Source organism: Mycolicibacter acidiphilus (assembly GCF_018455725.1).
GTDB classification, from domain to species: Bacteria; Actinomycetota; Actinomycetes; order Mycobacteriales; family Mycobacteriaceae; genus Mycobacterium; species Mycobacterium acidiphilum.
Genome location: NZ_JAHCLR010000027.1, coordinates 17,539 through 35,613, shown reverse-complemented (window position 1 = coordinate 35,613; position 18,075 = coordinate 17,539). Strand labels below are relative to the sequence as shown.

At 68.4% G+C, this 18,075-nt stretch carries 19 protein-coding genes and 3 pseudogenes; 15 read left to right on the top strand and 7 right to left on the bottom strand.

What is annotated here, in order from left to right; all coding sequences use genetic code 11:
- Window positions 1–30: 30 nt before the first annotated feature.
- Window positions 31–282 carry a chorismate mutase gene (locus tag KIH27_RS13560; protein WP_214093481.1) on the top strand — a complete coding sequence of 84 codons (252 nt, stop codon included), beginning with the start codon at window positions 31–33 and terminating at the stop codon, window positions 280–282.
- 84 nt (window positions 283–366) lie between these two features.
- Window positions 367–2,028 carry a glucose-6-phosphate isomerase gene (gene pgi / locus KIH27_RS13555; protein WP_214093480.1) on the top strand — a complete coding sequence of 554 codons (1,662 nt, stop codon included), beginning with the start codon at window positions 367–369 and terminating at the stop codon, window positions 2,026–2,028.
- Window positions 2,029–2,120: 92 nt separating this feature from the next.
- Here pgi and KIH27_RS13550 read toward each other — a convergent pair whose 3' ends face one another.
- From KIH27_RS13550 to KIH27_RS13540, 3 genes are read right to left on the bottom strand one after another with little or no spacing between them, the layout of a single operon-like run.
- A complete protein-coding gene (locus KIH27_RS13550) occupies window positions 2,121–2,870 on the bottom strand; it encodes an SDR family oxidoreductase (protein ID WP_214093479.1) in 750 nt (249 codons plus the stop codon).
- Window positions 2,871–2,902: 32 nt separating this feature from the next.
- The gene (locus tag KIH27_RS23015) at window positions 2,903–3,760 is read right to left on the bottom strand and encodes an Fpg/Nei family DNA glycosylase (protein ID WP_214093478.1); all 858 of its coding nucleotides are present in this window, start codon (window positions 3,758–3,760) and stop codon (window positions 2,903–2,905) included.
- Between the two features lie 12 nt (window positions 3,761–3,772).
- Window positions 3,773–4,171, bottom strand: a complete 399-nt coding sequence (locus tag KIH27_RS13540; RefSeq protein ID WP_214093477.1) for a phage holin family protein — start codon at window positions 4,169–4,171, stop codon at window positions 3,773–3,775.
- Between the two features lie 135 nt (window positions 4,172–4,306).
- Between KIH27_RS13540 and KIH27_RS13535 the strand changes: the two genes are divergently transcribed.
- A complete protein-coding gene (locus KIH27_RS13535) occupies window positions 4,307–5,209 on the top strand; it encodes an AurF N-oxygenase family protein (protein WP_214093476.1) in 903 nt (300 codons plus the stop codon).
- On the top strand, window positions 5,206–5,916 hold the full coding sequence (locus tag KIH27_RS13530) for a DUF4873 domain-containing protein (RefSeq protein ID WP_214093475.1): 711 nt from the start codon (window positions 5,206–5,208) through the stop codon (window positions 5,914–5,916). The genes KIH27_RS13535 and KIH27_RS13530 overlap by 4 nt, the downstream gene beginning before the upstream one ends.
- Here KIH27_RS13530 and KIH27_RS13525 read toward each other — a convergent pair.
- A complete protein-coding gene (locus KIH27_RS13525) occupies window positions 5,913–6,314 on the bottom strand; it encodes a hypothetical protein (RefSeq protein WP_307856877.1) in 402 nt (133 codons plus the stop codon). The two genes, KIH27_RS13530 and KIH27_RS13525, sit on opposite strands and share 4 nt — an antisense overlap.
- Before the next feature lie 181 nt (window positions 6,315–6,495).
- Between KIH27_RS13525 and KIH27_RS13520 the strand changes: the two genes are divergently transcribed.
- The 3 genes from KIH27_RS13520 to KIH27_RS13510 all read left to right on the top strand — a co-directional run bounded on the left by KIH27_RS13520 (window position 6,496) and on the right by KIH27_RS13510 (window position 9,816).
- Window positions 6,496–7,374 carry a TIGR03619 family F420-dependent LLM class oxidoreductase gene (locus KIH27_RS13520; protein ID WP_214093474.1) on the top strand — a complete coding sequence of 293 codons (879 nt, stop codon included), beginning with the start codon at window positions 6,496–6,498 and terminating at the stop codon, window positions 7,372–7,374.
- 163 nt (window positions 7,375–7,537) lie between these two features.
- Window positions 7,538–7,684 (top strand): hypothetical protein, encoded by a 147-nt coding sequence (locus tag KIH27_RS13515; RefSeq protein WP_214093473.1) that lies wholly within the window; start codon window positions 7,538–7,540, stop codon window positions 7,682–7,684.
- A 95-nt stretch (window positions 7,685–7,779) separates the two neighbouring features.
- Window positions 7,780–9,816 (top strand): cellulase family glycosylhydrolase, encoded by a 2,037-nt coding sequence (locus tag KIH27_RS13510; protein WP_214093472.1) that lies wholly within the window; start codon window positions 7,780–7,782, stop codon window positions 9,814–9,816.
- Between the two features lie 6 nt (window positions 9,817–9,822).
- On the opposite strand, the pseudogene KIH27_RS13505 reads toward KIH27_RS13510, so the two are convergent.
- Window positions 9,823–10,782: pseudogene (locus KIH27_RS13505) on the bottom strand (fumarylacetoacetate hydrolase family protein); the annotation flags it as partial.
- Between the two features lie 6 nt (window positions 10,783–10,788).
- Complete coding sequence (gene ligD, locus KIH27_RS13500; protein ID WP_214093470.1) at window positions 10,789–12,573, bottom strand: non-homologous end-joining DNA ligase; 1,785 nt, start codon at window positions 12,571–12,573, stop codon at window positions 10,789–10,791.
- Window positions 12,574–12,645: 72 nt separating this feature from the next.
- On the opposite strand from ligD, the gene KIH27_RS13495 reads away from it, so the two are divergent.
- The 5 genes and pseudogenes from KIH27_RS13495 (at window position 12,646) to KIH27_RS13475 (ending at window position 14,812) form a co-directional block, all read left to right on the top strand.
- Complete coding sequence (locus tag KIH27_RS13495; protein WP_214093469.1) at window positions 12,646–13,065, top strand: DUF7144 family membrane protein; 420 nt, start codon at window positions 12,646–12,648, stop codon at window positions 13,063–13,065.
- A gap of 40 nt (window positions 13,066–13,105) precedes the next feature.
- Window positions 13,106–13,906 carry a non-homologous end joining protein Ku gene (ku, locus tag KIH27_RS13490; RefSeq protein WP_214093468.1) on the top strand — a complete coding sequence of 267 codons (801 nt, stop codon included), beginning with the start codon at window positions 13,106–13,108 and terminating at the stop codon, window positions 13,904–13,906.
- 31 nt (window positions 13,907–13,937) lie between these two features.
- Window positions 13,938–14,096, top strand: a pseudogene (locus KIH27_RS13485) (hypothetical protein); the annotation flags it as partial.
- 69 nt (window positions 14,097–14,165) lie between these two features.
- Window positions 14,166–14,321: pseudogene (locus KIH27_RS13480) on the top strand (type II toxin-antitoxin system Phd/YefM family antitoxin); the annotation flags it as partial.
- Between the two features lie 92 nt (window positions 14,322–14,413).
- Window positions 14,414–14,812 (top strand): type II toxin-antitoxin system VapC family toxin, encoded by a 399-nt coding sequence (locus KIH27_RS13475; RefSeq protein ID WP_214093467.1) that lies wholly within the window; start codon window positions 14,414–14,416, stop codon window positions 14,810–14,812.
- Window positions 14,813–15,071: 259 nt separating this feature from the next.
- Here the strand turns inward: KIH27_RS13475 and KIH27_RS13470 are convergent, their stop codons facing one another.
- Complete coding sequence (locus KIH27_RS13470; RefSeq protein WP_214093466.1) at window positions 15,072–15,599, bottom strand: MTB12 C-terminal domain-containing protein; 528 nt, start codon at window positions 15,597–15,599, stop codon at window positions 15,072–15,074.
- A gap of 120 nt (window positions 15,600–15,719) precedes the next feature.
- Between KIH27_RS13470 and KIH27_RS13465 the strand changes: the two genes are divergently transcribed.
- The 3 genes from KIH27_RS13465 (at window position 15,720) to KIH27_RS13455 (ending at window position 18,071) form a co-directional block, all read left to right on the top strand.
- Window positions 15,720–16,121, top strand: coding sequence for a styrene oxide isomerase (locus KIH27_RS13465; RefSeq protein ID WP_214093465.1), 402 nt, complete (start codon window positions 15,720–15,722; stop codon window positions 16,119–16,121).
- A 70-nt stretch (window positions 16,122–16,191) separates the two neighbouring features.
- The gene (locus KIH27_RS13460; RefSeq protein ID WP_214093464.1) at window positions 16,192–16,983 is read left to right on the top strand and encodes an SDR family oxidoreductase; all 792 of its coding nucleotides are present in this window, start codon (window positions 16,192–16,194) and stop codon (window positions 16,981–16,983) included.
- 11 nt (window positions 16,984–16,994) lie between these two features.
- A complete protein-coding gene (locus KIH27_RS13455; RefSeq protein WP_214093463.1) occupies window positions 16,995–18,071 on the top strand; it encodes an NAD(P)H-dependent amine dehydrogenase family protein in 1,077 nt (358 codons plus the stop codon).
- The last annotated feature ends 4 nt before the right edge of the window (window positions 18,072–18,075 follow it).

Sequence of the window (18,075 nt, the reverse complement as noted above, 5' to 3'; positions counted from 1 at the left end):
TGGCACAGCCCTTAATGGCACACTCGACGGGTGCTTGACGCCCCCGACATCGACGCGCTCCGCCAGGAGATCGACCGGCTGGACGCCGAGATCCTGGCCGCGGTGAAACGGCGCACCGAGGTGTCCCGCGAGATCGGCAAGGTCCGGATGGCCTCCGGCGGCACCCGCCTGGTGCACAGCCGGGAGATGAAGGTCATCGAGCGCTACAGCGAGCTCGGCCAGGACGGCAAGGACCTGGCGATGCTGCTGCTGCGGCTGGGCCGCGGCCGGCTCGGCCACTGATCCGCTGTCCTGGGGCAGCTGTGTCGCCTGTGAACCCGCTGGCGGTCCTACCCCCGTCGTGACGGCCCCCATTAGGGTCGGGGCATGAGTTCCGTTTCCCCGATTCCCGATATCACCGCCACCCCGGCCTGGTCCGCCCTGAGCAAGCACCACCAGCAGATCGCCGACACCCATCTGCGAGAGTTCTTCGCCGACGACCCCGAGCGCGGTTCGCGGTTCACCGTCACCGTCGGCGACCTGTACATCGACTACAGCAAGCACCGCATCACCACCGAGACCGTGGCGCTGCTACTCGACCTGGCTCGCGCCGCGAACCTGGAGGCGCTGCGCGACCGGATGTTCGCCGGGCTGCACATCAACACCAGCGAGAACCGGGCGGTGCTGCACACCGCGCTGCGGCTCCCGCGCGACGCGACACTCGTCGTCGACGGGCACGACGTCGTCGCCGAGGTGCACGAGACGCTGGACGCGATGGGCGACTTCACCGACCGGTTGCGCAGCGGCGCGTGGACCGGCGCCACCGGCAAGCGCATCAGTACCGTCGTCAACATCGGCATCGGCGGCTCCGACCTGGGCCCGGTGATGGTGTACCGGGCGCTGCGCCACTACGCCGACGCCGGCATCTCCGCGCGTTTCGTCTCCAACGTCGACCCCGCCGACCTGACCGCGAAGCTGGCCGACTTGGACCCGGCCACAACGCTTTTCATCGTCGCATCCAAGACGTTCTCCACCCTGGAGACGCTGACCAACGCCACCGCCGCACGCCGCTGGCTGACCGACGCGCTGGGTGACGACGCGGTGAGCAAGCACTTCGTCGCGGTCTCCACCAACGCCGAGCGGGTCGCCGAGTTCGGCATCGACACTGCCAACATGTTCGGCTTCTGGGACTGGGTCGGCGGACGGTATTCGGTCGACTCGGCGATCGGGCTGAGCGTGATGGCGGCGATCGGCCGGGAACGGTTCGGCGAGTTCCTGTCCGGGTTCCACACCGTCGACGAGCATTTCCGCACGGCGCCGCTGGAGACCAACGCGCCGGCACTGCTCGGCCTGATCGGGTTGTGGTACTCGAATTTCTTCGGCGCGCAGTCCCGCGCGGTGCTGCCCTACTCCAACGACCTGGCCCGCTTCGCGGCCTACCTGCAGCAGTTGACGATGGAGTCCAACGGCAAGTCGACCCGCGCCGACGGCACCCCGGTGGTCACCGACACCGGTGAAATCTATTGGGGCGAAACGGGAACCAACGGTCAGCACGCCTTCTACCAGTTGCTGCACCAAGGCACCCGGCTGGTGCCGGCCGACTTCATCGGGTTCTCGCTGCCGGTCGACGACCTGCCCACCGCCGATGGCACCGGCAGCATGCACGACCTGCTGATGAGCAACTTCTTCGCCCAGACGCAGGTGCTGGCGTTCGGCAAGACCGCCGAGGAGATCGCCGCCGAGGGCACCCCCGCGAACGTGGTGCCGCACAAGGTGATGCCCGGCAACCGGCCCACCACGTCGATCCTCGCGACCCGGCTCACCCCGTCGGTGCTCGGCCAGCTGATCGCGCTCTACGAGCACCAGGTGTTCACCGAGGGCGTGGTGTGGGGCATCGACTCGTTCGACCAGTGGGGCGTGGAGTTGGGCAAGACCCAAGCCAAGGCGCTGCTGCCGGTGCTCACCGCCGACGCCGCGCCGGCGTCGCAGTCCGACACCTCCACCGATGCGCTGGTGCGCCGCTACCGCTCCGAGCGCGGCCGCTCCTAACCCCTTCCCGCGACCGTGCAGAACTCACCGGTAAAACCCCAGGTGGGGCTGGACGGTTCTGCACGGTCACGGGGCAACGGGACCGGGAAACCTCAGGCGAACGGCTTGGTGAACCGCGGCGGCAGCGCCCGCATCAGCCAGACCAGCGGCGTCCACGGCCACGGCGGCACCACCGCCCGACCCGACTCCCGCTCGATCGCCCGGACCATCGCGGCGACCCCGGTCTCGTTGTCGACCATCAGCATCGTCGACCCGGACTTGGCCGTCATCTCCGATTCGATGTAGCCGGGCTCCAGCACCGTCACCGTGATCGGCCCGCTCGGGTACTCCGCGCGCAGCGACTCCCCCAGCGACGACACGCCCGCCTTGCTGGCGGCGTAGGCGGCCTTCACACCGGGCACGCCCTTGTTGCCCAGCACCGAGGAGACCAGCACGAGGTGGCCCGACCCGGCGGCCTTGAACATCTCCATGGCGGTCTCGATCTGCACCAGCGCCGCAACCAGATTCGTCTCGATCGTGGCCTTGTTGGCCCACAGCTTCCCCGAGCCGAGCACCGCGCCTTTGCCGATGCCGGCGTTGACGATCACCCGGTCGATCCCGCCGAGTTCACCGGCGAGTTCGGCGAACACCTTGGGCACCTGCTCGTGGTCGTTGACGTCGAGCGCGGCCACCGCCACCGTGACACCCGGATGGCGTTCGGCCAGTTCGGCTTTCAGTTCGTCCAGCCGGTCCAGCCGGCGCGCGCAGAGCGCCAGGTCATAGCCTTTGGCGGCGAACGCCCGCGCCATGCCGGCGCCCAGGCCGGAGCTGGCACCGGTGATCAGAATTCTCTGACGTCTCATGCCAGGCAGCATAACCAGGGGGCTCATGCGGCTCAGCGCAGCAATCGGGACATCCGCCGGTCGGCGAGAACCTTGCCCCCGGTCTGACAGGTCGGGCAGTACTGGAACGACTTCTCGGCGAACGACACCTCGCGCACGGTGTCGCCGCAGACCGGGCAGGGCAGCCCGGTGCGGGCGTGCACCCGCAGCCCGGACCGCTTCTCGCCCTTCAGCGTCGCCGCGCCCTGCCCCACCGACCGGGCCACCGCCGCAACCAGCACTGACGTCATCGCCTCGTGCAGCGCCGTCAGCTGCGCACCGGTCAGCTTCGCCGCGGTGGCGAACGGGGAGATCCGCGCGGTGTGCAGGATCTCGTCGCTGTAGGCGTTGCCGATCCCGGCCAGCACCTTCTGGTCGGTGAGGACGGTCTTGATCCGGCCGGTGTTGCCGGCCAGCAGCGCGGCCAGCTCCGACCCGCTCACCGTCAGCGCGTCCGGCCCCAGCGCCGCGATGCCGGGAACGTCCTGCGGGGAGCCCACCACCCAGACCGCCAGCCGTTTCTGGGTGCCGGCCTCGGTGAGGTCGAAGCCGGGTCCCGGCGAACCGAGGTGTACCCGCAGCGCGATCGGCCCGCGGCCCGGCCGTGGCGGCGCTGCCGGCAACTCATCGGACCAGCGCAGCCACCCGGCCCGGGCCAGGTGCATGACCAGGTACAGCTCCCCGGCGGCCACGCCCAGGTACTTACCCCACCGCAGCGCCCCGGTCACCTCCCGGCCGCGCAGCGCGTCGACGGGCGGATCGAACGTCTTGAGCACCGACAGCGCCGTGACGTCCACCCGCTCGATCGTCAGCCCCAGCGCGTGCCGGCGCAGGTGGTCGGCGAGTGCTTCGACCTCGGGCAGTTCCGGCACGGGAGCTTCAGCTCAGCCGGTGATCCGCCGGGCGTCGCGGGCCACCAGCGACAGCACCCAGCTGACCAGCGACAGCACGATCGCCGCCCAGATCGCGTCCCACCAGAAGTCGTCGATGTGCAGGCCCCAGTGCGTGGTGTGGTCGGTGATCCAGGCGGTGATCCACAGCATCAGTGCGTTCACCACGATGTGGAAGAGCCCCAGCGTGAGGATGTACAGCGGGATCGACAAGATCTTCACGATCGGTTTGATGAACGCGTTGACCAGCCCGAAGATCACCGCGACGACGAAGATGACGCCCACCCGCTGCACCGGTGTGTCACCACCGACGAACTGCAGCCCGGGCACGATCAGCGTCACCACCCACAGGGCGAACCCGGTCAGTCCGGCGCGCAGCAGAAAGCTCGTCATGCTGTCGAATTCTGCCACGGTATCGAGGTGATCACGATCACAACGCGGACCGCAAGTACCCGGTACCGTTGGTATTGACATGTCCGATCCTCGCTCCTAATTTTTTCCTAAACCACGCCCAGAAGGGATCCTGCGATGACGACTGCGGTGCGCCCCAGTGAGCCGACCCGTGACGAGTTCGCCGAACGGCTGCTGAAGGGCTCGGTGAAGAAGTCCTACGCACCCGTCGTCGACATCGACTGGGACGCCCCGATCGATCCAGACCGCTTCTTCCTGCCGCCAAGGATGTGCACGCTGTACGGCACGCCGCTGTGGGAGGCGATGACCCGCGAGCAGCAGATCGAGATGTCCCGGCAGGAACTGGTCAACGTCCTGAGCGCCGGCATCTGGTTCGAGAACATCCTCAACCAGGCGCTGCTGCGCGACATGATGCACAAGAACCCGACGGCGCGCACCACCCACTACTCGCTGACCGAACTCGGCGACGAGACCCGGCACATGCTGATGTTCGGCAAGACCATCGACCGCATCGGCGGCGTCCCGGTCCGCCCGAAGCTCTACCAGCGCATCGTCATCAACTCGCTGCCGTTCGCGTTCCGCGGCGCCATCCTGTGGGGCGCGGCACTGGTCGGCGAGGAGATCTTCGACTCGCTGCAGCGCCAGATCCTCGATGACCCGGAGCTGCAGCCGATCGTCCGCCGGGTGATGCGCATCCACGTCACCGAGGAAGCCCGCCACATCCAGTACGCCCGGGATGGGCTGCGCCGGCGGGTGCCGACGATGCCCCGCTACCGCCGGGCGCTGCTGGCCAACCTGCAGGGTGTCGGCGGGCCGTTCTACCGCCACCTGTTCACCCTGCCGATCGTCTACAACCGGGTCGGTCTCGACGGCCGCGAGGCGCGCCGGATCGCCCGCGCCAACCCGAACTTCCGGGCCGCCGCTCGCTCGTCGTTCGCCCCGCTGGCCGCGTTCTTCGAAGAGGTCGGTCTGATGGGCCGGCTGGCCCGCCGGATGTGGCGGCGGGCCGGCTTCCTGTGACCGGTGCCCCCGACGTCCTGGACGTGCTGCTACTGGGTGATCCGGCCCGCGCGCACGGGCTGCACTATGCGGCGGTCGTCGACGCCGGCGCGACGACGGCGTTCGACAGCGCCACCGACACCTGGACGGTGACGACGCCCGACGGCGACCACCTGACCGCCCGGGTGCTGGTGGACGCGACCGCCTCCGACGACGATCTGGTCGCCGCGCACGGCACCCCGAACCGGTTCCGGATCCCCGGGCCGCACACCGGCCGCCAGGCGCGCTACGTGGCCCGGCTGCTCGACGGGTTGCGGCGCAGCGGGGCCAGTCGCATCGAGGCCCGTGCGCGGGTGCGGGTGCGGCCGCTGCTGCCCACCCGCGGGCTGACCCGGTTCTACCTGACCGGGTCGATCGGCGTGGACGACGAGACGTTCGACGGGCCGGCGGTGCTCACCCACCGTGGCCAGGACTATGACACCCGGGTGCGGCTGACCGGGCACTTCGACCCGATCGACGGTCAATACCATTGGCAGGGCATGTTTTTCACCGACCTGCCGGGCGCGAACGTCACCGGCTCGCAGGTCGACATCCGGATCGGTGAGCACACCGCGACCGGGCGGATCGCCGAGCGCACCCCCTGGGGCACGCTGACCGTGATCGGCGCCGCCGGGTATCCGCCGTATCCGCTGGAGAACGTCGAGATCGTGATGCCGCCCCGGGTTTAGCCGGGGGGCGGGGGCGGTGGCGCAGGAGTTCCCGGGGGCGCCGGTTCACCGGCCGGCGGGGGTGCGTCCGGCGGCGGTTCGGGCGGGATCGCGCCGTCACACCCGCCGGGCGGCGGTGGCGCCGGCATGACGTTGTTGCCGCTGTCGCCGACACAGTCGTAGTGGAATGTCGGACCGCCCCAGCCGCCGTCGCTCATCCACTGGTGCCAGTAGGAACCGTCGGCGTACTTCTCCCCGTCGCAGATCCGAAGTCGGCCGAAACCCCACTGCCCGCCCGGGCAGAAGTTTCGGGTCATCTCCGGTTGATGCGGGTCCGGCGGGTCGGCGAACGCCGGCGCCGACGGCACGACCGTCGCCGCGACGCAGCCGATGAGCGCACCGATGTACCCCAGTCGCACTATTGCCCACCGCCTTCCCGTCTCGCGGAACCGCCGGTCAGGCTAGCCACCGTAGCTGGGAGTCCGCTCACAGGGTCGACGTCGTCACCGAAACGCGTTGCGCGGAAACACGATCGGCCATCGCCGAACTCTGCTATGCAGAAGCCGGCCCCCTGCTCCCTGCACCGACCGAGGAGATCCCGTGCGATTCACCTACGCCGAGGCGATGACGGACCCGAGCTACTACATTCCGCTGGCGAAGGCCGCCGAGGCCGCGGGGTATCACAGCATGGCGATCCCGGACAGCATCGCCTACCCGTACGAGTCCGACGCGAAATACCCCTACACCCCCGACGGCAGCCGGGAATTCCTGGACGGCAAGGCGTTCATCGAGACGTTCGTGCTGATCGGCGCACTGGGCGCGGTGACCTCTACGCTGCGATTCGTCCCATTCGTGCTGAAGCTACCGATCCGGCCGCCGACGCTGGTGGCCAAGCAGGCCGGCTCACTGGCCGCGCTGATCGGCGACCGGTTGAGCCTGGGGGTGGGCACCAGCCCGTGGCCGGAGGATTACGACCTGCTGGGGGTGCCGTTCGCGCGACGCGGCAAGCGGATGGACGAGTGCATCGAGATCATCCGGGGGCTGACCACCGGCGACTACTTCGAGTTCCACGGCGAGTTCTACGACGTGCCGAAGGCCAAGATGACCCCGGCACCGAGCCGGCCGATCCCGATCCTGATCGGCGGGCACGCCGAGGCGGCGCTGCGCCGCGCAGTCCGCAACGACGGCTGGATGCACGGCGGCGACGGCGGGGAACCCGGCGCCCTGGACCGGCTCCTCACCCGGCTGGAGCAGATCCGCGCTGAGGAGGGCCGGACCGGTCCGTTCGAGATCCACGTGATCTCGATCGACGGCTTCACCGTCGACGGCGTCAAACGTCTGGAGGACAAGGGCGTCACCGACGTCATCGTGGGTTTCCGGGTGCCCTACATCACCGGGCCTGACACCGAACCGCTGGACGCCAAGATCCGCAACCTGGAGCGCTTCGCCGAGCATGTGATCGCCAAAGTCGGCAGCTGACGACGATGTGACGCAGCACATATTTTAAGCGCATACGTGCCCGGTTTCACCGCCGCCGTTGGGAGAACTTCGCCCCCGATCGGCGTTCAATGGGTATGTACGCTGATCGCCCGAAGTGGGCGAATTGGGAACTGCATCCGGCATTGATCTGCAGGAGGTAGCAATGACAACCCAAACACACGCACCCGCCGAGCGGCGGATGAGCCTCAGCGACTACGAGCGGGCCATCCAACTGTTGCGGATCGCGGCATCCGACGCCAGGCAGAGCGACGCCCGGCGGCGGTGGATCCGCGCTGCCACCCAGTGTTGATTTTTTCAGCGAATACCTCGATATCTCTGAGGTAGATCGTTAAGGTTTTCAGATCCGGCTCATAAAGCGAGTTCGCTGCGGGGGGTCTGTTGCCGATGACTGGTCAACGTCGTACAACGGTCGCGGGCACCGCCGCGGTCCTGGCCCTCGGAATATCCGGTCTGCTGCCGGCCGCACCCGCGCAGGCCGAGACCTTCGACGACGTGCTGGATCAGGTGTTCGCGGCGTTGCTGACGCCGGACCACTGGGACACGGCGCTTTCCGGTTCGGCGGGCTTCGACGGCGGTGACATCTACACCCTGCTGCACGACGCCGAACAGCAGTGGATCACCAGTGACCTGGGCAAACAGGTCGACAGCATCATCAACCTCCTCGCCCCGGCCGGCCAGCAGATCATCGGCAACGGCACCGCCGGTACCGAAGCCCACCCCGACGGCGGTGTTGGCGGCTGGCTGTTCGGCGATGGCGGCGCCGGCTGGGACAGCACGACTGCCGGGGTGGCCGGCGGCGCAGGGGGTGCGGCCGGACTCTTCGGCAACGGCGGTAACGGCGGTGACGGCGGTGCGGGTGCGGCCGGTGGTGACGGCGGCGCCGGCGGCTCGGTGTTCGGCGTCGGCGGCAACGGGGGCGACGCCGGTGACGGCGGTGACGGCCTGCCCGCCCTCGGCGGCGCCGGCGGTCTCGCGGGCGCGTTCGGCGTCCACGGGGCGGTCGGCCACGCCGGCACCCTGCCCGGCGGCACCGGGGAGACGACGTCCCCGGTCGAGGTCACCAACAACTGGCTCACCGACGCCGACGGCAAGGTCGTGATGCTGCACGGGCTCAATCAGGTCTACAAGATTCCACCGTACGAGCCGTCGGCCGACGGGTTCAGCGACGACGACGCGGCGTTCCTGGAAGCCAACGGCTTCAACGCGGTGCGGCTCGGCGTGATCTGGGCCGGGGTCGAACCGCAGCCCGGGGTGATCGACACCGAGTACCTGGCATCGATCGCGCAGACCGTGCAGGTTCTCGCCAAGCACCACATCGTGGCGATCCTCGACATGCACCAGGACCTCTACAACGAGATGTTCCAGGGCGAGGGCGCGCCGGACTGGGCAGTGCAGGACGGCGGCCTGCCCAACCCGGCGCTGGGCTTCCCGGGCAACTACCTGCTCAACCCCGCCGAGAACCACGCCTGGGATGCGTTCTGGGGCAACGCGAAAGCCTCCGACGGTGTGGGCCTGGAGAACCACTACGCCCAGATGTGGGAGGCGGTCGCCCACTACTTCAAGGACAACCCGAACGTCGCCGGCTACGAGATCATGAACGAACCGTGGGCCGGATCGCAGACGCTGCCCAGCATCTTCGGCAGCGCCCACTTCGGCGAGCAGCAACTCACGCCGTTCTACAACCAGGTGGACGCCGCGATCCGCGCCGTCGACCCGAGCAAACCGGTGTTCTTCGAGCCGAGTCCACTGGTCGGCAGCCTGCCGCTGCAGACCCACCTCGGGTCGGTGGACGACCCGAACAGCGTCTACTCGTTCCACAACTACTGCATCGTCACGTCACTGATCCCCACCAGCGATTTCGGCTGCGGTCTGAACGCCGACATCGTCACCGGCAATGCGGCGGACTACGCGCAGGCGCACAACATCCCGGCGATGATGACCGAGTTCGGCGCCACCGACACCATCGGAACGATCACCGCCGGGATGCAGGCCGCCAACCAGCACATGATGGGCTGGACCGAATGGGCCTACACCGGCCACGACATCACCAGCAGTTCGCCCAACGGGCAGGCCCTGGTGCTCGACCCCAGCAAGCCGCCGGTCGGCGACAACGTCAACGACGCGAAGCTGGACGCGCTCGCCGAGCCGTACCCGCAGACGGTGGCCGGCACGCCGACGGGCTGGTCGTTCGAGAACGGCGTCTTCACGTTCAGCTACTCCACCGCCCACGCCGACGGCTCCGGGGACTTCGGCGCCGGCTCGCAGACCACGATCTCGGTGCCGTCCGTCGAATACCCCAACGGCTATCAGGTGAGCGTCACCGGTGGCCATGTGGTCTCGGCGCCCAACGCCGGCCAGCTACTGATCGCGTCGGATCCGGGGGCGACTTCGGTCAGCGTCACCGTTAACGCGGCCCACTAGGTCACCGGGCCGCGGCCGCTCGGGCAGTGGCAGCGGTGTCGCGCTGGCCCGCACCGTCTGGCGGACCTCGCCGAGCCCCTGCACCTGCAGGGTCACCACGTCACCGTCGACGAGCCAGCCCGGAAACGACTGCGGTGCAGCCGGATCCAGGTGCTCCACCAGCGTGCAGGTGGGCACGGTCCCGGAGCCGATCACGTCGCCGGGGGTCAGCGTCACGCCGCGGGAGACGTAGCTGATGATCTCGCCGAAGCTCCAGTCCATCCGGCCGGTCGACCCGGTGCCCACGATCATGTCGTTGACGATCGCGGTGGCGTGCAGGCTCAGTCGGCCGTCGCGGCGATACGGTTCGAGTTCATCGGGGGTCACCAGGTACGGCCCGAGCGTGACCCCGCTGTCCTTGCTCTTGCCCTGCCCGATCGCCAACTGCGCCTCCTGCAACTGCAGGTCGCGTGCCGACCAGTCGTTGAAGATGGTGTAGCCGATGATCGCCTGTTCGGCTTCTTCGACCGACAGATCCTTTCCAGCCGTCCCGATCACCGCCGCGATCTCCAGTTCGAAATCCTGACAGGCGCTGCCCGGCGCGGCCGGAACGTCGTCGTACGGGCCGAACACCGTTGTCGGGCAGGCGAAGTAGAACGCCGGTATCCGGTACCAGGCATCGCCGAGTTCGGGGTCGCGGCCGGTGGCCTTCAGGCAGTTGCGCATGTGGTCGAGGAAGCAGAGGCTGTCCCGGATCGACGGCGGGCGCGGGATCGGCGCCAGCAGGCGCACCTCGTCGGGCCGCACGACGGCCGCGGGCGACCGCAGCGCCCGCTCCCCCGCCTCGTGCAGCGCGGCTGCTCCGCGGCCGATCAGATCCAGCAGGGTCACGCCGGGTGCCAGCGCATGGATCACGTCCCCGTCCGCAGATCCGCCGAGCACCCCGGTGCGTTCGCCGTCGTCACCTCGATAGGTCACCCACCGCATGGCTGATCACTCCTCACGAACCACCTCATCGGGCGCCTTGTCCGGCCGCAGCCCCCGCCAGCTGGGCTGACGCAGCCGACCGTCCGTCGTACGCTCGCCGTAGCGTACTTCAGCGACGATCTCCGGACGCACGTACGTCACGTCCCGGGCGTCGTCCCCGGAAAGCTTTGCAGCGAACGGCGATTCGGCGGTGTGCAGCGGCTCCAACAGTGCTTTCAGCCGATCCAGATCTCGCTCAGCGAATCCGGTGCCCACTTTCCCGACGAACGTCAGCCCCCCGTCGCCGGGAATGCCCATCAGCAGCGAGCCGATCCCACCGTCGCGCCCGCCCGCGCCCGCGGACCACCCGCCGATCACCACCTCCTGGGTGCGCCAGTGCTTGGCTTTGATCCAGGCCCTCGACCGGCGGCGCGGCTGGTAGCCGGAGTCCCAGCGTTTCGCCACCACCCCCTCCCAGCCCAGCCGCCGGGACTGCTGCATCGCCTCGGCGCCGTCGGGCGCCAGCAGCGGATGCACGATCAGTCCGGTGTTCACCCCCAGCGCCTCCAGCAGCCGGCGCCGGTCTCGATAATGCGCCCGCAGCAGCGACCGGCCGTCGAGGTAGAGCAGATCGAACGCCCAGAACTGCACCGTGGCCGCACGCGCGTGGTTCTGCATCTCGCTGAACCGCGGCACGCCGCCGGCGTCGAGCGCCACCGCTTCGCCGTCGAGCACGACGTGCCGCCCGGCCAGGTCCGTCCCGAGCGACGCCAGTTGCGGGTACTCGCCGGTGACCTCGCGCCCGTTACGCGACCGCAGCCGCAGCGTGCCGCGATCGGCCTCCACCAGCATCCGGTAGCCGTCCCATTTCCCCTCGAACGCCCACTGCCCGGGATCCAGGTCGATCACGGTCCCCTGCGTGGCGAGCATCGGGAAGAGTTCTCCGAACGCGAACGCCGATCGGGCCGGCCGGTCCAGCGCGGCGAGCAGGTCGCCGTCGTGCGCGACGCGGGCCAGCACCTCGTCGTAGCGCAGCTGCCGCAGGTTCGGGTCATCGAGTTCGGCCCAACTGCGTGGCGCGGCGACCGTCGGTTGTGCGCGGCCTCGCAGCGAATACGGTGCGACCGTGGTCTTCGACGCGTTGTTCTGACTCCAGTCGACGAAGACCCGCCCGGCCCGCAGACTGCGGGTCATGGTCGCGGTCACCAACGTCGGCATCTCCGATTCGAGTTGCTGCGCAACACGTTTGGCCAGCAGCACCGCCGACTCACTACTCACCGGGCGATCCAGCGCGACGTACAGGTGCAGCCCCTTGCTGCCGCTGGTCACCGGGAAGGCGGTCAGGTCGAGGTCGGCCATCAGGTCCCGGATGGCGCGGGCCACCTGCGCGAGTTGGCTCATCGGGACGCCCTGGCCGGGATCGAGGTCGAAGACCAGCCGGGTGTTCGGGCCCGGCTTTCCGTCGACGTAACGCCACTGCGGCACATGCACTTCCAGCGCCGCCTGCTGGGCGATCCAGGCCAGCCCGTCGGCGTCGTCGATCAGCGGGTAGTCCGCGGCGCCGGCGCGATGCTGCAGCACCGCGCGCGGCAGCCAGGCCGGGGCCGACGGTGCCAGTTGCTTCTCGAAGAACGGTTCCTGCTCGACGCCGTCGGGCCAGCGTTTGCGGGTGACCGGCCGCCCGGCGATGTGCGGCAGCATCACCTCGGCGATGGCGGTGTAGTAGTCGAAGACGTCGCGCTTGGTGGTCCCGGCCGCGGGGTACAGCACCTTGTCGGCGTTGGTCAGCGTCACCCTGGGCGTGCAACCCATGTTCCCAACATAATCCCAGGAAGCGCTGGGTAGCGTGATTCCATTCGTCCCGCCGACCGATGGAGACAGTCGATGACCGACACCGACAAGCACGACCACCTCCCCGCCAAGCAGGTGGTGGCCGGCAGCGCGACGTTCGCCGCTGCGGCGCTGATTCTGACGTCGGCGCTGCTGACGATCCTGCAGGGTATCTCCGCACTCGGCGCCGACGACCTCGTGGTGGTCGGCGAGGGCGACCTGGACTACGTCTACGAGTTCAACACCACCGTGTGGGGCTGGATCCTGATCGTGCTCGGGGCCGCCGCGCTCGCGGTCGCCTTCGGCCTGTTCTGGGGCAAGTCCTGGGCCCGGGTGACCGCCGTCGTGATGGCGGCGTTCTCGATCGTCGGCATGTTCCTGTGGCTGCCGCACTACCCGGTGTGGGCGATCATCGTGATCGCACTCGACGTCATCGTGATCTGGGCGGTCAGCGCCTGGCACCCGTCGGCGTAAAGGCCGGCTGAGCGCTCGCCGAGGTGGGCATACTGGCGTCATGCGTTCCATCTGGAAGGGTTCGATCGCCTTCGGGCTGGTCAACGTTCCGGTGAAGGTCTACAGCGCCACCGAGGACCACGACGTCAAGTTCCATCAGGTGCACGCCAAGGACGGCGGCCACATCCACTACCGGCGGGTGTGCGAGGTGTGCGGCGAGTCCGTGGATTTCGGGGACATCGCGCGGGCCTACGAGTCCGACGACGGTCGCACGGTGACGATCACCGACGACGACATCGCGGGACTGCCCGCCGAACGCGAACACGAGATCGAGGTGCTCGAGTTCGTGCCGGCCCGCGAACTGGACCCGCTGCTGTTCGACCACAGCTACTACCTGGAGCCGGCGTCGAAGTCCATCAAGTCCTATGTGCTGCTGGCCAAGACGCTGGCCGACACCGACCGGGTGGCGATCGTCCACTTCGCACTGCGCAGCAAAACCCAACTGGCGGCGTTGCGGGTCAAGGACTTCGGCACACGCCAGGTGATGGTGGTGCAGACCCTGCTGTGGCCGGATGAGGTCCGCGACCCCGACTTCCCGGCGCTGGACACGAAGGTGGAGATCAAGCCGGCCGAGTTGACGATGGCCGGACAGGTGGTCGAGTCGATGGCCGACGATTTCGATCCTGACCGCTACCGCGACGTCTACACCGAGCAGTTGCATGAGTTGATCGACGCCAAACTTCAAGGCGGCGAAGCGTTCACCGCCTCGGAAGCGCCGGCCGATCTGGACGCCGGCGATGACGTCTCGGATCTGCTGGCGAAACTGGAGGCCAGCGTGAAGAAGCGGTCGAAGCAGCACTGATCCCGTCGGTGCCCGGTGCGCTGCTGTCGTTATGTCCTCGATCGCGGAGTCACCCGATACCCGGGTGGGGGCGTGTGCGCGGCTGGAGGTGTTGTTCGAGGAGCTGGCGGAGCTGACCGGTCAGCGCAACGCGATCGACGGGCGCATCGTGGAGATCGTCGCCGAGATCGACCACGACGGCCTGTGGGGGCCCGCCTACCCCCATCCCGAGATTCAACATGCTAGACAAAGGTAGACAATTCCCTGGTAGCCTGGCTTCATGAAGTCGATCTCCGTCGGCGAACTGCGCCAGAATCCTGCTTCAATGATCGCCGACCTCGAAGGGGGCGAGCCGTACACGCTGACCCGTCATAACCACCGGATCGGCACGATCCTTCCCGCCGTCTCGTCAGCAGCCCTTATCCCCCGGAAAGCAAGCGGACCCGCACGTACCCGCACAATCGCCCGGCATGACCTCACCACGGCATCGACAATCGACGAGCTTCTCAATGAAGAAAAGGGCCCGTGGTGACTTACCACTACCTCGACAGCTCCGTCGCGGTACGCATCATGCTCGGCCATTCGGTGTCAGCGGCCCAATGGTTCGACAGTGTGACCGGCAGAGACGACGATCGCGTCGTTTCCTCACGCATCCTCCGCACCGAGATCACTCGCGTATTGCGACGGGAGAGCTTGCCGGTCGCCGACCGCGACCAGATTCTGGACTATATCGACACGATCCCGCTCGACCACGCCGTTTTGCAGGAAGCGGAAGCAATCATCCCTCGCATTCGCACGCTCGATGCAATTCACCTTGCGTCGGCGTTGCGTTCCGGCCTCGATGACCTTGTTGTCACCACGCACGACGCGACGATGAAATCAGTGGCTGTGATGCTTGGATTCCGGATCGCCGATCCGGTGGAGTAGCGCTCGACCAGTCGTGACCGGACCGCCCGGGCCGCCGGGTCACACAGCGTAATCACCTCGCGACGGGCTTGAACCTGAGGGATAGTTTCCGAATTTGCCAACAACCCGGATCACTGGACGGACCACCCACGCAACCCCCACCGGCTGCGCCACCGTGCACCGGACGACCGTCGAACGCACCCAATGGTGGTGGTACGACCCCTACCAACCCCAACCACCACGGACGAGCTAGCTCGTTCGGACTGCCTGCTGCCGTGGGCTACCCGAGCCGGCCGGGCATCGGCGCGAACGGCGCCAGCGGTGGCCCACCCGGAGACGACCCACCGCGCCCATTGGCGTTGTACCAGATCGCATCCAACGCCTTCATGGCCGTGTCGTGGGTGATCAGCCACCGCCCGTCCTGGTCGGTCAGCACGATCGGGCCAGCCGGCGTCCATGGCCGCGAGACGGACACGGTGGTTCCCGCGAAGTTGTCCGCGGCGGGCTGGATGTCGGTCACGACGAAGGTCAGCGGCAGGTACCCGCGCGCGTTCAACCGGTTCAGGCGGTCGTCGACCTGCTGCGCTTCCTCCGGGGTGAAGCCGGGGGTGACGATGTCGCCTTTGGCGGCGGCCGGCACGTTCGGATCGGTCATCGCCTCCAGTACGGCGACCACCTGGTCGACCGTGGGCACCGGCCCCACACAGGCCTGTTGCCCCGGGTCGCCGCAATCCGCCTGGGCCGGGACAGCAACGGCCATGGGCAGGGCGATCAGCACCGCCGCCGCGACACCGGAGAATCTGACCATCGGTTCACCCTCCCCTCCTGCTAACCGGCGTGAAAGCCGGAAGCCCCCGCAAAGCGGCCCGCCTCCACGTTACGGTGACACGGTGACCCGGGACCGGTTCCACAGCTAGCGAGGGTCGGCATGGACAAGCTGCTGATACAGCTGGGCGTCCTGCTGATCCTGCTCGGCCTGCTGACCGGGCTGGCCATCCCGAAGCTGAAGAACCCCCGGATGGGCTTGTCCAGCCACCTCGAAGGCGTGCTGAACGGCATGCTCCTGATGATCGTCGGCCTGATCTGGCCGCGGCTCACACTGTCGCACGCCTGGCTGTCCGTCGGCTTCTGCCTCGTCGTGTACGCCGCGTTCGCCAACTGGATGGCCACCCTGCTGGGGGCGGCCTGGGGTGCGCGGACATTGATGCCGATCGCTGCGGGAGACCACGGCACATCCTCCGGCCGGGAGGGGGTGATCGGTTTTCTGCTGGTCTCCCTGGCGCTGAGCATCATTGCCGCATCCGTGCTGATCCTGGTGGGGCTCTGCTGAGGCCGCCCCGTCAGCACCCGGCGCGGCGTTACCCCCGCGGATCCACCCACCCACACGTTACGGTGGCACGGTGATCCTGGACCGGTTTCGCATCGAAGACAACGTCGCCGTCGTCACCGGGGCCGGCCGTGGGCTGGGCGCGGCGATAGCGGTCGCCTTCGCGCAAGCCGGCGCCGACGTCGTGATCGCCGCACGCACCCGCTCACAGTTGGAAGACGTTGCGGCACAGGTGCACAGCGCCGGCCGGAAGGCTCACATCGTCGTCGCGGACCTGGCCCAGCCGGAGGAGACGGCGAAACTCGCGCACCAAGCCGTCGAGGCGTTCGGCCGCCTGGACATCGTCGTCAACAACGTCGGCGGCACCATGCCCAACACCTTGCTGACCACCTCCAGCAAGGAGTTGCAGGACGCGTTCACGTTCAACGTCGGCACTGCGCACGCGCTGACCACCGCGGCGGTGCCGCTGATGCTGGAGCATTCCGGCGGCGGGTCGATCATCAACATCACCTCGACGATGGGCCGGCTGGCCGGGCGCGGGTTCGCCGCGTACGGCGCTGCGAAAGCCGCACTGGCGCACTACACCCGACTGGCGGCGCTGGATCTGTGCCCGCGGATCCGGGTGAACGCGATCGCGCCCGGGTCGATCCTCACCTCCGCGCTGGACGTGGTGGCGTCCAACGACGAACTGCGCGCCCCGATGGAGCGGGTGACGCCGATGCGCCGGCTCGGCGTACCCGAGGACATCGCCGCGGCGGCGGTGTACCTGGCGTCGCCGGCGAGCAGCTATCTCACCGGCAAGACGCTGGAGGTCGACGGCGGCCTGATCGCCCCCAACCTCGACCTGCCCATCCCCGACCTGTGAAGGAGACCGGCATGACCATCCGCGTAGTTCAGATCGGCACCGGCAACGTCGGTGTGCACGCGCTGCGGTCGCTGATCGCCGACCCGCAGATCGAACTGACCGGGGTGTGGGTGTCGTCGGCGGCGAAGGCCGGTGTCGACGCGGGTGAGCTTGCCGGCCTGGATGTTTCGACCGGTGTCACGGCAAGCACCGACCTGGACGCGGTCCTCGCGACCGGACCGGACTGTGCGGTGTACACCGCGATGGCCGACAACCGGCTGCCCGAGGCGCTGGAGGACTACCGGCGGATCCTGGCCGCCGGCGTCAATGTCGTCGGCAGCGGCCCGGTATTCCTGCAGTATCCGTGGCAGGTGATACCCGCGGAGCTGATCGGCCCGCTGGAAGACGCTGCGCAGCAGGGCGGTTCGAGTCTGTTCGTCAACGGGATCGATCCGGGTTTCGCCAACGACCTGCTACCGCTGGCATTGGCCGGCACCTGCGCGCACATCGAACAACTGCGCTGCATGGAGATCGTCGACTACGCCACCTACGACAGCGCGACAGTAATGTTCGACGTGATGGGCTTCGGCAAACCGATCGACGAGATCCCGCTGCTGCTGCAGCCCGGGGTTCTTTCGCTGGCGTGGGGTTCGGTGGTCCGGCAGCTCGCGGCCGGGATCGGCGTCGAACTCGACGAGGTGATGGAGATCTACCAGCGCGAGCCCGCCCCCGACGATTTCGACATCGCGTCCGGGCACATCCCGAAGGGCAGTGCCGCGGCGCTGCGTTTCGAGGTTCGCGGTCTCGTCGACGGCAAACCAGCGGTGGTGCTCGAACACGTCACCCGGTTGCGCGCGGACCTCTGCCCGGACTGGCCGCAGCCGGCTCAGCCCGGCGGCTCGTACCGCATCGAGATCACCGGCGAACCCTGCTATGAGATGGACGTCTGCCTGTCCAGCCGCAACGGCGACCACAACCACGCCGGACTGGTGGCGACCGCGATGCGCATCGTCAACGCGATCCCTGCGGTGGTGGCCGCCGAACCCGGCGTGCGAACCACCCTCGACCTGCCGCTGGTGACCGGGCGCGGGCGTTACCGCGGGGCCTGATCCG